Raw genomic sequence first — 15,573 nt, 5'->3', positions numbered from 1 at the left:
GGCCCTCTCTGACAGCTAACTGAGCACATAATTATGACGCAAGATGAATTAAAAAAAGCCGCTGCCTGGGCAGCCCTAGAGTTTGTAAACGAAAATACCATTGTTGGTGTAGGTACAGGCTCTACAGTGAATCACTTTATTGATGCACTTGATACAGTAAAAGACACCATTACTGGTGCGGTTTCAAGCTCTGAGGCTTCAACTGAAAAGTTAAAAGCACTGGGGATTGAAGTATTCGAACTAAACGATGTATCAAGCCTAGATGTGTATGTTGATGGCGCAGACGAAATCAACCCACACAATGAGATGATCAAAGGCGGTGGTGCAGCCCTGACACGCGAGAAAATCGTTTCAGCGGTAGCAAAACAATTTGTTTGTATTGTTGATGAATCTAAAGAAGTTACAACATTAGGCGCATTTCCACTGCCGGTTGAAGTGATCCCAATGGCACGCAGCTATGTAGCTCGTGAACTAGTAAAACTAGGCGGTGACCCTGTTTACCGCGAAGGTGTTGTAACAGATAACGGAAACGTCATTTTAGACGTGCACAATTTAGATATCAGCAACGCCAAAGAATTAGAACTAACAATCAACCAGATTGTTGGTGTAGTAACAAACGGCTTATTTGCCCATCGCGGCGCAGATAAAGTCATCATCGGCACCAAAAATGGGCCGCAAATAAAGTAAATAGGAATGAGGATATGAGTAAGGTATCGTTAGCAAAAGACAAAATTAAAATTCTCTTGCTGGAAGGCGTGCACCAAAGTGCTGTAGAAACGCTTAAGCGTAATGGCTACAGTAATATTGATTACGTAAAAACATCCTTACCTGAAGACGAGCTCATTGAGCGCATTAAAGATGTGCACTTTGTAGGCCTTCGTTCTCGCACTCATATTAATGAAGCGGTATTAGAATCAGCTGAAAAGCTAGTCGCAATCGGCTGCTTCTGTATCGGTACTAACCAAGTCGATCTACAAGGTGCGCGTGAACGTGGTATTGCGGTATTTAACGCACCATTCTCAAACACACGCTCTGTAGCAGAATTAGTACTTGGTGAAATCTTATTATTACTTCGTGGTATTCCAGAGCGTAATGCCCTAGCACACCGCGGTGGTTGGTTAAAATCTGCCAACGGCTCATTTGAAGCACGTGGTAAAACGTTAGGTATTATTGGTTACGGCCACATTGGTACACAGCTAGGTATCATGGCTGAAAATATCGGTATGAACGTTGAGTTTTACGATATCGAAGACAAGCTAACGCTGGGTAATGCAACACAAGTTCATAACCTAACTCAGTTACTACAACGTGCTGACGTTATTAGCTTACACGTACCAGAAACACCGCAAACGAAGAACCTAATTGGTATGGCTGAGCTTGAAGTAATGAAGCAAGGCGCCATCTTGATCAATGCTTCTCGCGGCACTGTTGTTGATATCGATGCATTAGCAGAATCACTTCGAGATAAAAAGCTGAGCGGCGCTGCAATCGACGTGTTCCCTGTAGAACCAAAATCAAATGATGAAGAGTTCGTATCACCGCTGCGCGAGTTCGATAACGTGATTTTGACTCCGCATATTGGTGGTTCAACACAAGAAGCACAAGAAAATATCGGTATTGAAGTAGCAGGCAAACTTGCTAAGTACTCAGATAATGGTTCAACTATTACTGCAGTTAACTTCCCTGAAGTATCACTGCCAGAGCTTGCAAACCGCAGCCGCTTATTACACGTGCACCACAACCGCCCAGGTGTTCTAACGCAAATTAACCAAGCGTTTGCACAGCACGGCATTAATATCGCAGCCCAGTACTTACAAACTGACGAATCAATTGGTTACGTTGTAATTGATGTCGATACAGACCAATCTGAAGTCGCTCTTAAAGAGCTAAGTGCTGTTGAAGGTACAATCAGAGCACGTATCCTTCACTAATCTTTGATATAACAAATAAATAAAAAGCGCAAACAGTTAAACTGCTTGCGCTTTTTTGTAGGACAAAAACTTTAAGCCCGTAGGTTGGTTTGAGTGTAGCGAAACCTAACACGGGAACCCAGCTTTAAACCGTAAATTTTAAGCTCTAAGTCAAAAATAGCTCACCGTAGGCGTGAAATTTATTTCGCGCGAGGGTTAATTTCTAACAAATAAAACGCCAATCATTTCTAATAAACAGTAAAAGTGAGAGCAAGCTTGTATTTGGACAAAAAGTTTTTAGAGGCAAAAACCATTCACTTTATCTAGTCAAAAATAAACTCTCCCCCACCCCTCAAACACTTCCCTGTGTAAATCACGCCGATGAGTCAGTAAATTTTACTCATCGGTTTGCGGTGCCTCAGCGTCTTTATCTTGCTGTTTTTCGCTTATCATGGCATTTAATTTCTCGCCGCCTTTGATGCCAAAATCTAACGTGCGGATTGGGAATGGGATGGTCATGTCAGCTTCGCTTAGAGCGTTTCTAACTGCCACAACAGCCTTGTGGCGAACGGTCATGAAATCTGCTTCGCCGGGGTATTTAATCCAAAACCAAACTAGTAAGTTAACGCTGCTATCACCAAAGCTTTCGGCGTAAACGGCGGTTTCTTCTTGTTTAATCACAAAATCAAACTCATTGATTTTTTTAACAATCACCTCAGCGGCTTGTTCTGGATCGTCAGCATACGAAATACCTACAGGCACTTCGATACGACGCACACCTAAGGTACTGTAGTTACTGAGTATATTTCTAAATAGAATCTTATTAGGCACTAAGATAAGTTGCCCATAAAAGTTCTCAATGAGGGTATTTCTAAGGTTAATCGCCTTAACGGTACCAAACACGCTTTCGGTGCGGATTACATCACCTGTTTTAAATGGTTTGCGAATACCCATGGCAATACCCGCTATAAGGTTCTCTGTCATGTCCTGAAAGGCAAAACCAATTGCAAGACCTACGATACCAGCACCAGCAAGTAATGAGGTGACAGTGCCTCTAAGACCCAAGAAATCAAGGGCTACAAATAAGCCTACGCATAACACGATGACTTTTACTATCGATGACATTAAGTCTGCTATTTGCGATGACTCTAACGAGCGGCGTAATAGCTTTCTGAGCATTGACCCAACGATACGCGCCAGCAATGAAAACACGATAGTAATAATTACTGCGACAATAAAGTTTGGAATATGGCTTATGATGATATCAACCCAGCCACCGAGTTTTTCTTCTATCAGCTTTTCGGCTTCACTTACTGTCGGAATTTTTAACATTTTTGTACCTTGTTGAATTAATTGCTCAACAAAGTACTTAGCAAGATGAACGCCATTTCTAATTTAGAGTATTAAAACCATAAAAAAGCCGTGCTAAGCACGGCTCTTCTAATTCATTTTACTAAAAAATTAGTTCTGCTCTTCTCGTAAGAAAACAGGCTCTAATTCTTTTGTTGTTGCATCGCTACTAAAGTAATAACCCGCCACAGTGAAATCTTTTAAATCACTTAATTGGGTGATTTTATTTTCAATGATGTAACGTGCCATCATGCCGCGAGCTTTTTTCGCATAAAAGCTAATCACTTTATATTGACCGTTTTTACAGTCTTTAAAATGTGGAGTGATGATTTGTGCGTTTAATGCTTTTTTATCAACCGCTTTAAAATACTCATTCGAAGCAAGGTTTACCAAGTATTTGCTATCTTGCTCAGCAAGCACTGTATTTAGCTTTTCGGCGATAACACTGCCCCAAAACTCATATAAGTTTTTACCACGTGGGTTTTCTAACTTAGTGCCCATTTCAAGGCGGTAAGCTTGCATTAAATCTAATGGTTTAAGCACACCATAAAGGCCAGACAAAATACGTAAGTGCGACTGTGCATAATCAAGATCAGCACCGCTTAGAGTTTGCGCATCTAAGCCACCGTATACATCACCATTAAAGGCTAGCACGGCTTGTTTTGCATTGTCTTGGGTAAATGGCTGTGACCACTCGGCGAAGCGTGCCGCATTCAAACCAGCTAGTTTATCGCTGATTTTCATTAGGCTACCAATTTGCGCTGGTGTTAAATCACGGCAAACTGACATTAACTCTTCGCTGTGCTCGAGTAATTCAGGTTGAGTGAATTTATCGGTCGTGGCTGGTGTTTCGTAATCTAAATTTTTTGCAGGTGAAATAACAGTGATCATACTTAGCTATTGACTTGTAATTTGTTTGATGTCAATTTCAACATTAATTGAATCAAAATGCACGTTTTGTTTCGTCCTGCCTTTATCCGCTGTTCTTTTCATACATAATGTTCTAGTTTTCTGTATTAAGGACATTTGACCTATTAAACACTGTCATAGTGTTGCAGCATAAAGGCCGCTATAATGGATTTTCTTTTAACTTGCTTGGAATGAGGAAAGCAAATGACTTCAGCACTACAAAGGCTTAAACAGCATTCATCTATTGTTGCAGATACAGGTGATATCGAAGCTATCAAAAAGCACCAACCAGAAGATGCAACAACAAACCCATCTCTACTTTTAAAAGCCAGTGAAATTGAAGCGTATAAGCCTTATTTAGATAAAGCGTGGCAATATGCCAAAGAAACCGAGCAAGATGCAGCTAAACAACTTGAGTTAGCATGTGATTACTTTGCTGTATTAATTGGTAAAGAAATTAGCGAAATCGTACCGGGCTATATCTCAACAGAGGTAGACGCACGTTTATCATTTGATACCCAAGCGACTATCGATAAAGCCCACACTTTACTAAGCCTTTACGAAAAAGAAGGTGTTAGCAAAGATAAAATCCTAATCAAAGTTGCATCAACGTGGGAAGGTATCAAAGCCGCTGAGCAGCTTGAAAAAGAAGGCACTAAGTGTAACTTAACGCTGTTATTCTCTGAAGCACAAGCACGCGCATGTGCCGATGCAAATGTATTTTTAATTTCACCATTCGTTGGCCGTATCTTAGACTGGCACGTTGCTAACGGTATGGAAAAACCAACTGATCCGCTAAACGATCCAGGCGTGCAATCTGTACGTAGCATTTACGAATTCTACAAACGCCACGATTACAAAACAGTTGTTATGGGCGCAAGCTTCCGTAACACAGGCGAGATCATCGCACTTACTGGCTGTGATAAGTTAACGATTAGCCCAGGTCTTTTAGAGGAGTTAGGCCAATTAACGGATGCACAAGAGTACCTACTAGAGAGCGACTTTACTGTTGAAGAAAAACCAGCACCACTAACTGAAAGCCAGTTCCGTTGGTTACATAACCAAGATGCTATGGCGACAGAAAAACTTGCTGAGGGTATTCGCTCTTTTGCACAAGCACAGCTTGAATTAGAAGCACGCTTTAAAGCAATGTAATTCAAATTACAGCATTTTTTAAACGCCACCGCTAGGTGGCGTTTTTGTTTCTAAAATAACTAATCCTTTGATCTATTCATCTATCAATCACACTTCTGTAACAGTATTGTCACTTTTTTATTCTATTTTTGAGCAGCCTGTGGTATAGGTATTTCCGAGGTTCAAAAAATCAATAGGAGAAGTTCATGGATAGCCTAGACGATATTTTAGAAATATTAGAAGGTCCTAGTAAAACAAAAAAGACCTCTACAAAAAATAAAAAGAGAAAATGGCGCGAAATCGAAGCTTTGAAAGACAAGCATAGACTTCGCAAAGAACTACAGGAGTTAGACTATTTCACAGACAGCATTGAGCTTGATGAATTAGACTTTTAATTAAAGGCCCGCAAGGGCCTTTTGCATTTGCGGCAACGACCAATTTACTGGCGCTTTATTTTGATCAGTAAGTAGCTGGTTTGTCTTTGAAAAATGCTGACAACCAAAAAAGCCACGATGTGCAGAAAGCGGTGATGGATGCGGGCCTTGGATCACATGATGACGCGAGGTATCAATGTGTTTACCTTTTTTCTGAGCATGTGCCCCCCATAACACAAACACCACACCGTCACAGTGCTGATTAATAAGCGCAATTACTGTATCAGTAAATTTTTCCCAACCAAGGTGCTTATGAGAATGAGCTTGCCCTTGCTCAACAGTTAATACCGTGTTGAGTAAGAACACGCCTTGCTCAGCCCAGCTTTGCAAATAGCCATGATGAGGGATCTCAAAACCATCGATATCAGTTGCCAGCTCTTTGTACATATTCTTCAAAGACGGTGGTAATTTTTTAACCTCTGGTAATACCGAAAAGCACAAACCATGGGCTTGCCCTTCTCCGTGGTAAGGATCTTGGCCTAAAATAACCACCTTAACTTCATTTAAAGGTGTAGCATCAAAAGCTGAAAATACCTGTTCGTCTTTCGGATAAACGGTAACGCCTGCTGCGCGTCTATCGGCCACATATTGCAAGGTTTCTTGCATGTAGGGCTTAGCAAGCTCGGTATCTAGAAATGTTTGCCAATCGATCATTTTGAAGCCTGTATTTGCTGACGAGAAACATCTATTTTACCACACATATCAGTTAAACCATCAAGCATACGGGTTGTAAAACGGTGCAATAAGTCTGCGTTTACACTAATAAACTGGTTATGCTGTACCGCTGGTAATTCAGGCCATTGTCGCCAATCAATTTTAGGCTGAGGCTTTTTCGATTTTTCATCTGGAATAATCACTACCTCTGGATTGGCAACCAATACATTTTCAATACTAATGCGCGGGTAGTCTGTATCGCTATTAGCAAACACATTATCCGCATGACAAATAGTTAATAGCTGATTGATCCAAGTATTTCCACCAACTGTCATCATCGGCTCAGGCCATAATTGATAAAACACCGACACTTTCGGTTTGCCTTCTTGCGCTGTACGAATAGCTTCGAGTTTAGTTTCAAACTCTTTAGCTACTTTATTTGCCTTGGTTTGCAAATGCGTAAGCGTGCCTAGTTTACGTAGTTCATCAGCCACATTATCAACCTGATTTGGATTGCTGTACGCTACCGGAATACCTAATTTTTCAATGTAAGCGAGATCTTCGGCTTTGTTACCCGTTTTCCAAGCCAGAACTAGGTCTGGTTTTAACGACAACAGTTTTTCCATGTTAATGCCGTAATAGCCGCCGACCCGTTCGATATCATTCGCTTGCTGAGGAAAATCTGCATAGTCAACGGTACCGACAATGCGCTCTCCTGCTCCAATCGCAAATAGGTTTTCAACGATGTGCGGTGCTAAGGCAACGATACGCTGCGGCTCTTTAATTTCATGAGCCTGAGCCAATGCAGGTAAATAAAATAAAACCCCTAAGAGTGCAAACTTGATGGTTCTCATATTAAAAATCGAACCCTTTTTGTGCTTTGATCCCTGCATCAAAAGCGTGTTTTACGTTTCTGACTTCACTGACTGTATCAGCTAAGTCGGTCAGTTTACGGTGCGCACCACGACCTGTAATTATCACCGATTGCATAGCAGGACGAGAGCTAACTGCTTCTAGCACTTCGTCTAAATCAATATAGCCGTAGGTGATCATATAGGTTATTTCGTCGAGCATAACGAGGTTAATCGACTCATCTTTCAGCATTCTTTTCGCTTCTTGCCATGTCACTTGCGCAGCAGCAGTATCTGACTCTTTATTTTGTGTTTCCCAAGTAAAACCGGTGTTCATTATAACAAATTCAACCCCTGCTTTTTCGAGTAGGTTGCGTTCACCACACTCCCATGTGCCTTTAATAAACTGGCACACAGCTGCTTTCATTCCGTGACCTACCGCACGTGCAACAGTACCAAACCCAGAAGTCGATTTCCCTTTACCGTTGCCAGTTATAACCTGAAAAATACCCTGCTCTTTTTGTGCAGCAGCAATCCGTTCGTCGACTTTTTCTTTTACTTTTTGCTGGCGTTGTTGGTGCTTATCTTGATTCTGTTCGCTCATTGTTGTTCCTTATGTCTCTAAATTGAAGTTCTCATAAATATTGATGATTTGTTCAATATCGAGATTCTCTGCTACCACGTTTGCTAAACGGCTTAACTGCTGTTCACGGTTTAAATTAATATCAATTGGTTTAATTTGGTTATTTGTTGCAAGCCAAGTTATTAGCTCAGATACGCCCTCAGGGGTATCGAACAAGCCATGTAAGTAAGTACCTGCTATTTGGTTATCATCACTAATAAAACCATCTACTTTGAATCCACTTGGGTGATCATTAAAGCTCAAAAATGGCTTTTCAAGTGCTGGCCCTTGGCTGATCCCGGCGTGAATTTCATAACCAGATATTGCTTTATCGCTATTGTTTAAATGAAGTATGCCAGAGACTTGGCTTAGTATTTTTTGTTGCCCTAATTGCGTTTCAAAGTCAGCAAGCCCAAGCCCTACTGCGCTGCCTAAATTAGACTCCACTGCATGTGGATCAGCAAGGTAGTTACCTAACATCTGCAGCCCACCGCATACTCCAAGCACTTTACCGCCATAGCGTAAATGACGTGTTATTTGTTTATGCCAACCTTCATTTTTTAAAAACGCTAAATCGCTGAGTACATTTTTACTGCCCGGTATAATAATCAGATCAACACTTGGAATAGCCTGAGTATGACGTACATACTGTAAATCGATTTCTGGTTGTAGTCGCAGTGCATCAAAGTCTGTGTGATTACTAATATGAGGAAGTAGCAGCACTGCTATGCATAATTGCGGTTTATCGACCTGATTAGTTATAGCAACGGCATCTTCAGCATCTAGTGCTAAGTCATGTAAATAAGGTAATACCCCAAGTACTGGCTTATTGGTGTATTGCTCTAACCAATCAAGGCCACCTTGCAATAACGCAATATCGCCCCGAAAACGATTAATCACAAAGCCTTTTACTCGTGCTTGCTCTGATTCTGACAACAAGGCTAACGTTCCGACTAAATGAGCAAACACACCGCCTTTGTCAATATCGGCAATAATGATCACTGGGCAATCTACCGCCTCGGCGTAACCCATATTGGCAATATCGTTTTCGCGCAGGTTAATTTCTGCAGGGCTCCCAGCACCTTCAACAACCAGTAATTCAAAACGCTCACTTAAGCGCTGCTGCGAAGTAAGAACTGCATCCATCGCCACTTTTTTGTAGTCGTGATAACTGCCTGCTTCCATATTCGACAGCGCTTTACCATGAACGATTACCTGCGCCCCAGTATCACTGTTAGGTTTTAATAAGATAGGGTTAAAATCGACTTCTGCGGGGACTTTTGCCGCTACAGCTTGCAAAGCTTGTGCGCGACCTATCTCGCCACCATCTGCGGTTACAGCGCTATTTAACGCCATATTTTGTGGCTTAAAGGGCGCAACCTTTATGCCTCGCTCAGCAAAGATCCGGCAAAGTGCTGCTACAAGAGTACTTTTACCTGCATCTGAGGTCGTGCCTTGCACCATTATTGTTTTCATCATTGTTCTCTTTTTAAGGTTTGTGCAAGACCTGCAATCACAAACTCAACACGTGCAACTTGCTGTGCTAAGGCTTGATGCAACCAACCTGAATGATCAACAAACTGACGGCTTAATTCACCGAGCGGCACAATGCCATGACCCACTTCATTGCTGACAAAAATAACCTCACCCGGCAATTGCGATAACACATCGAGTAAGGACGCTTTTTGCTCAAGCCAAAATGCTTCACCCTGCTGGCATAGGCAATTACTCAACCACAGCGTTAAACAGTCCACTAAAATACAGTTTTCAGCTTGGCTATGTTGTTGTAGTGCTTTAGCCAAATACAAAGGCTCTTCAACAAGTTGCCAATGCTTAGCCCGCTCAGCTTGATGCCTATTAATTCGGGCTGTCATTTCTTCATCACCCGCATTGGCTGTGGCGATGTAGATAAGCGGCTTGTTTGAATTTGTTGCCAGCTGCTCAGCAAAACGGCTTTTACCGCTGCGAGCACCACCTAAAATTAAAGTATTTTGCTGGCTCATAATAAACTCACCAAGCAAAGGTAGGTAACAAGCTCAGATACTTGCTGGGCTGCTCCTAAGCAATCGCCGGTGTAGCCAGATAACTGTTTTTCAAACCAGCGCTTTAATAGTAAACGAGTAACAAAAAGCACACTGATGAGGATTAATAATTGCCCTAAAGTAAAGCCAAAAAACAACCATGCAATTGCTAACACCGCACCGCCAGTTGCTAGCAGTATTTGATAACTTTGCGTGCTTAAATGCATCGCAATTGGCTTTACTTTAGATGTGGCGTCCTGACTTACATAGTCCATACCTGCAATTAAACTTGTTGCTACAACCCGACTTAAGCTTTGCCCTAAAACAAGTGCAATAATCACAGTACTGGTTACTTCACTAAGTGCAACGAGTGTTTGGTATTTAATTAATAAGGCCATCACAAGCGCCGCTGCACCATAGGTACCTAAGCGACTATCTTTCATAATGCTCAGCTTATCTGCAACGTGCCAACCACCACCAAAGCCATCCCAGACATCAGCAAGGCCATCTTCATGAAATGCCCCTGTGATTATCAAGCTAAACGCCATAACTAAGGCAACTGAAATGGCTGCGGGGAATAACCAACTTAGCAGTAAAAAACTCAGCGCTAAAACTACACCTAAAATCACGCCGACCAATGCAAAATAACGGCTGGCCTGATTGAGTGCCTGACTCGATACTGCAAAGTTTAACTTAACGGGTATACGCGTTAAAAAACTAAGCGCCAGTAAAAATAGTTGAAACTGACTTGGGGTAGAGTCAGAAGTGTGTTGTTCAGCGCTCATATCAGACAACTTGCTCAACATTGGCATCGGCAAAACTTGCCATGTCATTGTAAAACGCCAAAGATGCTTGCAGTAAAGGTAAGGCAAGCGCAGCCCCAGTGCCCTCTCCTAACCTTAAATCAAGCTGCAATAAAGGTGATGCGTGCAAGGCATTGAGCATTGCTTTGTGCCCTTGTTCATCAGAGGCATGAGCAAATAACATGTAATCACGAGCGTTTGCATTAATGTGAGTTACAACAAGCGCTGCAGCAGTACAAATAAAGCCATCCACGATCACTGCCATGCCAAGCTCCGCAGCAGCTAAAATAGCACCGGTGATCTGTACAATTTCAAAACCACCTAATGCCGCAAGCGTCATTAGCGGATCGCTAAAATGAGCTTGGTGTAATTGAAGGGCTTGCTCAACAACTTTAATTTTTTTAGCAACAACCTCGTCGCTCACACCTGTGCCTTTACCAACACATTGGCTAGCAGGTAACGACAACAAGGCAGCCATTAATGCCGCAGCACTTGTGGTATTGCCAATACCCATCTCACCAAAGGCGATGGTATTACAACCTTGCTCATAGAGTGAATGAACTCGCTGTTTGGCTAATGCAAACCCTTTTTCAACCTGGCTAAGTGACATGGCCATTTCAGTATTTAGTGGTGCAGTGATTTCACCTAAACGCTGGTTATGCACACTTTTATTGTGTGAAGTACTGAGTGTTCCAGCGTCTACAACTTCTAGCTGCCAGCCAAGCTGGCGACAAAATACATTAATCGCTGCACTTCCTGCTGCAAAGTTTGCCACCATTTGAGATGTAACGCATCTAGGAGCAATCGACACACCTTGGCTTGCCACACCATGATCACCCGCAAATACAACTAGAGAAGGGTTTGAAATAACAGGTTTAAAGGCAACTAGCGCCTGCTCACTATCAAGTTGCTTTGAAAAAATAAGCGTTAATTGTTTAGCACAACTTTCAAGCTGACCCAAAGCTCCTAACGGCTTTGTTTTGAGGTCTATTTTTTGTTGAATTACAGCTGAAAATCGCTGATTAATAGGCATGATATTAAACATTAGCTACCTGCTCTGTTTACGAAAATAAAGTAAGAATAAAAAGAACACGCTACCAATAGCGGCTGTGATCACACCTACGGGTAGTTCTTGGTTATTCAATAGGGTTCGGCATAACACATCTACCCACACCATAAAAATACCTCCGACCAAGGAGGTCATAACTAAGTTATGGCTGCTGCCTTGCGGTGAAAAGTAGCGCACAATATGTGGGATCATCAGGCCGACAAAACCAACGCCACCGCACATAGCAACAAGCACAGCTGTAATTAATGAACTTAGCAGCAGCATCATGATCCGAAAGCGTTGCACATGAATCCCCAAGGTTGCAGCACTTTCATCACCAAGCAGCATTGCATTAAGCTGACGACGAAATGCAATCATCAGCGTCATACAGGCAATAATTACTGTAAACGGCAGCCAAAGAGTGTCCCACTGTGCACGAGAAAAACTGCCCATCGTCCAAAACAAAATAGCGGTTATAGCTTGAGGGTCGCTAAAATAAAGCAGCAGACTAGTCAGAGCACTAAATAAAAAAGATAAAGCAACACCAGCGAGTAACATGGCTTCAACTTGACCAACATGGCGACGCCCTGCAATAGCAATAAGCAACAGCATAGAAAGTAAGCTTCCGGCAAATGCTGCAACTGACATACTAAAGCCAAAACTCACACCGGTTAGGGCTATAAAGCACACCACACCAAATGAAGCCCCAGAAGAAATACCAAACAAGTAAGGGTCAGCAAGCGGGTTTCGGGTTACGGTCTGCAAAATTAGTCCTGCCAGAGCAAGCCCTGAGCCTGCTAAAAATGCCAGCACCGTTCTTGGCATACGCAGCTGCCAAATAATACGCTGCACAAATTCATCGCTATCTTGGCTAAACAAACCATTAAAAACATCACTCAGTGGCGTATTTGCAGCACCAAAGCTCAATGCTAAAATACAACTAATAAGCCCTACGACAACACAGATACTTAAACGCATTGCATCAGTCATTTTGATGCTCCTGTGTCTGATAGCCATAAAAATAAGTGATGTGCGGAATAAACTTATCAGAGCTTGATTGCGGGTGAGCAGATACCGCTGCGCAGACACCAAATACATCACTCAACAGCTGCTCAGTAAGCACCGCTTTTGGTTGCCCCTGACAAACCAAACGCCCTTCATCAATCACCAATAATTCATCACATAAACTCGCTGCGAGATTTAAATCATGGAAAGAGGCAAGCACTGTCACATCGAGGGACTTTGCTAATTCCATTATTTGAATTTGGTATTTAACATCAAGGTGACTGGTAGGCTCATCCATGATGAGCAACTTAGGTTGTTGTACGATAGAGCGTGCAATAAGAGCTCTTTGCTTTTCGCCACCTGAGAGCGAATCAAATGCTTGCTCACTATGATGAGACAAACCTACCTGCTCTATCGCTTGATATATTCGCAGCTTATCATTGGCAGACGTGGCGCTGAAAAGCCGCTTATGAGGTGTTAAGCCTAAACTCACTACATCGAACAAAGACAAATTAAACTGCGATGGAGACTCTTGTAAAACAACTGCAACCTGCTTTGCATATTCATCAGCACTGATTTGCCAAATATCTTGACCGCTCAGCAGCACAACCCCTTGCTGAGGTTTCAAGTAACGATAAAGACAACGCAGTAGGCTTGATTTACCTGCCCCATTGGGGCCGAGTAGACCGATAAACTGCCCTGCTTTTAACTCAAGGTTAATTGATTTAAGTATCGTTTTATTCGCAGTACCCCAACTTAAATCAGACACTGATATTAATGGCGCAGCGCTAAGGCTATTTTGTTGCAAGCTTATTCTCTCTTGGCGAGTAATCGCAACGCACAAGAAAGCACTGGTAAGTACCAGAAAATGATGTGAGTTGACCCGCTCGATGATTAATTGTTAGTGCTAAGTATCTGGCTGACCATTATTTAGATGGATTACAGTTGCGGGAACAGCTGGAGAATTTCACTCCATTCCATAGCATATGAGTATTATGGCGGGCTAAGTAAATAATTCAATGAATATCGCTCTAGATGGCTAAAAAACAATTTTAGGCCAAGCTTGTCCTTGTTCATCTATATATACATCGAGTGTAATAAGCCCCGCATAAGGAAGGTGAAAAACATTTAAATGCGTGGCTGATTGTTTTGGCATCTGACATACAATAGCGAGAATTTGTTTAATCACACCTGCATGACTTATTACCAATGACTGTTCATGCTTAGATTCACACAATGATTGCAAAAACGTGTGCCACCATGCCTCTACCCGAGCGTAAAAATCAGCCATAGATTCACCATTGGGCACTTTTACTTGCCAAGGGTGTTGCCAAAAATCACCAATATGAGGCTTACTCGTTTGCTGCCAAAGCTGTTGGTAATCTTGGCCATCCCAATCACCAAAATTAAACTCTTTTAGCGCGTTATAATAGTGTACATGCAGTGAGTGTTGATTTGCTAAATAATCAGCGTGGACTGAGCAACGCTTTAGCGGTGAACTATATATGGCATTTAAATGTATGAGCTCGGCAGAGGCTTGGCGCATTTGTTCAAGGCCTTGCTCAGATAAACCAACATCGATTTGCCCAGAAAGAATTCCAGGCGTAGCGATTTCACCATGGCGAAGAAAGTAAACTCGTGAAGTAAATGCGTCCATAATGTTCCTCAGTAAACCAATAGTGAACGTTAACGCGTTTTAAGTAGCCTGTCGACTTATGCTAAAGTACTCATCCGAAGAGAGTTAAGCTAGACGCATTAAACGAACGTCAAAATGTAGCACTGCATTTGCGCCAATCTTGCCACCGTTACCTTTTTTACCCCAAGCAAGCTCTGGAGGGATCACAAATTCATAGCGAGAACCGATATTCATTAATAATAAACCTTCTCTTAACCCTTCTATAGCTTCAGATAAAGCGAACACTTCGGGCATACCGGCTTTATAACTGTCGGCAATCACATTGCCATCAGCAAGCATAATACGTTGGTTAATAACCACTGTATCGAATTCTGATATGCGTTCTCCTTCAACATCATCAATCACTTTATACATTAAACCCGACGGGCATAGATGTGTATCTGGATGCGAAGAGAACTTAGCAATAAATGCTTCACTATTTTTACGATTTAAACCTGAAGAGCCTTTTGACTTGGTCGTTTTCTTACGAGACACAGCACACCTTAATTGTATTACAAATATAAAACGCTTTATCGCATAACAAGGTTAGGGAAGCAAGTTTGCGAGAGTAAAGTTGTAAGTAAGAAAGGGGAAAGATACGAGTTAGAAAGAGTAAAGTTTGAGGGTCTGCCGTAGGTTGGGTAGAGCGCAGCGAAACCCAACACAGAGCTATCAGCTTTCAGCCGTCAGCGATCAGCCGCGCGGTGTGGGTGTTTGGTTCTGCGTCTTCCTCTGCCGGAGGCTCTAGGCTCTAGGCTCTAGGCTCTAGGCTCTAGGCTCTAGGTTTTAGGTTTTAGGTTTTAGGTTTTAGGTTTTAGGTTTTAGGTTTTAGGTAAAGTGTACTTGTAGGAATGGCTTTAGCCATGAATGTTTTGCTTTATTAATTCGGCACTGAAGTGCCTCCTACGGGGATGTTGCTGAGGGAGTCTCGGTACTAAACAACCACACAGTTCAACTGACATCTAACCTCTGATATCTCTGTGCTTCAGATGACGTCTGACGGCTGAAAGCTGACAGCTCCCAGACGCAAAAAAGCCCGACTCTTTCGAATCGGGCTTTCTTTAATAGGATCCTGGCGATGACCTACTTTCACATAGCAGCTGCTACACTATCATCGGCGCTGTTTCGTTTCACTACTGAGTTCGGCATGGGGTCAG

At 42.4% G+C, this 15,573-nt stretch carries 17 protein-coding genes and 1 riboswitch; of the genes, 4 read left to right on the top strand and 13 right to left on the bottom strand.

Translation table 11 applies throughout. From position 1 onward, the window contains the following. Positions 1-33: 33 nt before the first annotated feature. Together rpiA and serA are read left to right on the top strand one after the other, a co-directional pair. The gene (rpiA, locus tag AN394_RS01405; protein WP_054554255.1) at positions 34-687 is read left to right on the top strand and encodes a ribose-5-phosphate isomerase RpiA; all 654 of its coding nucleotides are present in this window, start codon (positions 34-36) and stop codon (positions 685-687) included. A gap of 14 nt (positions 688-701) precedes the next feature. After that, positions 702-1,931: a phosphoglycerate dehydrogenase gene (gene serA / locus AN394_RS01400; protein WP_055020642.1), complete on the top strand. Its 1,230-nt coding sequence runs from the start codon at positions 702-704 to the stop codon at positions 1,929-1,931. Between the two features lie 375 nt (positions 1,932-2,306). Here the strand turns inward: serA and AN394_RS01395 are convergent, their stop codons facing one another. Together AN394_RS01395 and yaaA are read right to left on the bottom strand one after the other, a co-directional pair. Beyond that, positions 2,307-3,242: a mechanosensitive ion channel family protein gene (locus AN394_RS01395; protein WP_054562327.1), complete on the bottom strand. Its 936-nt coding sequence runs from the start codon at positions 3,240-3,242 to the stop codon at positions 2,307-2,309. Between the two features lie 129 nt (positions 3,243-3,371). After that, on the bottom strand, positions 3,372-4,151 hold the full coding sequence (gene yaaA, locus AN394_RS01390) for a peroxide stress protein YaaA (RefSeq protein ID WP_054562328.1): 780 nt from the start codon (positions 4,149-4,151) through the stop codon (positions 3,372-3,374). A 222-nt stretch (positions 4,152-4,373) separates the two neighbouring features. On the opposite strand from yaaA, the gene tal reads away from it, so the two are divergent. Together tal and AN394_RS01380 are read left to right on the top strand one after the other, a co-directional pair. Then, the gene (gene tal / locus AN394_RS01385; RefSeq protein ID WP_054562329.1) at positions 4,374-5,324 is read left to right on the top strand and encodes a transaldolase; all 951 of its coding nucleotides are present in this window, start codon (positions 4,374-4,376) and stop codon (positions 5,322-5,324) included. A gap of 185 nt (positions 5,325-5,509) precedes the next feature. Further along, positions 5,510-5,698, top strand: coding sequence for a DUF3545 family protein (locus AN394_RS01380; RefSeq protein ID WP_054562330.1), 189 nt, complete (start codon positions 5,510-5,512; stop codon positions 5,696-5,698). Here the strand turns inward: AN394_RS01380 and ung are convergent, their stop codons facing one another. The 11 genes from ung to AN394_RS01325 form a co-directional block, all read right to left on the bottom strand. Continuing rightward, positions 5,699-6,391, bottom strand: coding sequence for a uracil-DNA glycosylase (ung, locus tag AN394_RS01375; RefSeq protein WP_054562331.1), 693 nt, complete (start codon positions 6,389-6,391; stop codon positions 5,699-5,701). Next, a complete protein-coding gene (locus AN394_RS01370; RefSeq protein ID WP_054562332.1) occupies positions 6,388-7,245 on the bottom strand; it encodes a cobalamin-binding protein in 858 nt (285 codons plus the stop codon). Before AN394_RS01370 ends, ung begins: the two co-directional genes overlap by 4 nt. A gap of 1 nt (position 7,246) precedes the next feature. Next, on the bottom strand, positions 7,247-7,846 hold the full coding sequence (gene cobO / locus AN394_RS01365) for a cob(I)yrinic acid a,c-diamide adenosyltransferase (RefSeq protein ID WP_054562333.1): 600 nt from the start codon (positions 7,844-7,846) through the stop codon (positions 7,247-7,249). Positions 7,847-7,855: 9 nt separating this feature from the next. Then, entirely contained in the window at positions 7,856-9,340 is a 1,485-nt protein-coding gene (locus AN394_RS01360) for a cobyric acid synthase (protein ID WP_054562334.1), read from the bottom strand. After that, a complete protein-coding gene (gene cobU / locus AN394_RS01355; RefSeq protein ID WP_054562350.1) occupies positions 9,340-9,867 on the bottom strand; it encodes a bifunctional adenosylcobinamide kinase/adenosylcobinamide-phosphate guanylyltransferase in 528 nt (175 codons plus the stop codon). Before cobU ends, AN394_RS01360 begins: the two co-directional genes overlap by 1 nt. Next, the gene (locus AN394_RS01350) at positions 9,864-10,718 is read right to left on the bottom strand and encodes an adenosylcobinamide-GDP ribazoletransferase (RefSeq protein WP_235575479.1); all 855 of its coding nucleotides are present in this window, start codon (positions 10,716-10,718) and stop codon (positions 9,864-9,866) included. The genes cobU and AN394_RS01350 overlap by 4 nt, the downstream gene beginning before the upstream one ends. Continuing rightward, positions 10,672-11,733 (bottom strand): nicotinate-nucleotide--dimethylbenzimidazole phosphoribosyltransferase, encoded by a 1,062-nt coding sequence (cobT, locus tag AN394_RS01345; protein ID WP_055020641.1) that lies wholly within the window; start codon positions 11,731-11,733, stop codon positions 10,672-10,674. Before cobT ends, AN394_RS01350 begins: the two co-directional genes overlap by 47 nt. Positions 11,734-11,736: 3 nt before the next feature. Then, positions 11,737-12,726: an iron ABC transporter permease gene (locus AN394_RS01340; RefSeq protein ID WP_054562337.1), complete on the bottom strand. Its 990-nt coding sequence runs from the start codon at positions 12,724-12,726 to the stop codon at positions 11,737-11,739. Next, positions 12,719-13,549: an ABC transporter ATP-binding protein gene (locus AN394_RS01335; RefSeq protein ID WP_054562338.1), complete on the bottom strand. Its 831-nt coding sequence runs from the start codon at positions 13,547-13,549 to the stop codon at positions 12,719-12,721. Before AN394_RS01335 ends, AN394_RS01340 begins: the two co-directional genes overlap by 8 nt. 80 nt (positions 13,550-13,629) lie before the next feature. Continuing rightward, a riboswitch (cobalamin riboswitch) is annotated at positions 13,630-13,768 on the bottom strand. 12 nt (positions 13,769-13,780) lie between these two features. After that, positions 13,781-14,398, bottom strand: a complete 618-nt coding sequence (locus tag AN394_RS01330) for a histidine phosphatase family protein (RefSeq protein WP_054562339.1) — start codon at positions 14,396-14,398, stop codon at positions 13,781-13,783. An 84-nt stretch (positions 14,399-14,482) separates the two neighbouring features. Then, complete coding sequence (locus tag AN394_RS01325) at positions 14,483-14,911, bottom strand: FKBP-type peptidyl-prolyl cis-trans isomerase (protein WP_054562340.1); 429 nt, start codon at positions 14,909-14,911, stop codon at positions 14,483-14,485. Positions 14,912-15,573: the final 662 nt, after the last annotated feature.

Source organism: Pseudoalteromonas sp. P1-26 (assembly GCF_001401795.1).
Classification (GTDB): domain Bacteria; phylum Pseudomonadota; class Gammaproteobacteria; order Enterobacterales; family Alteromonadaceae; genus Pseudoalteromonas.
The sequence above is the reverse complement of the archived record's forward strand: the minus strand, read 5'-3'. Positions and strand labels throughout refer to the sequence as shown.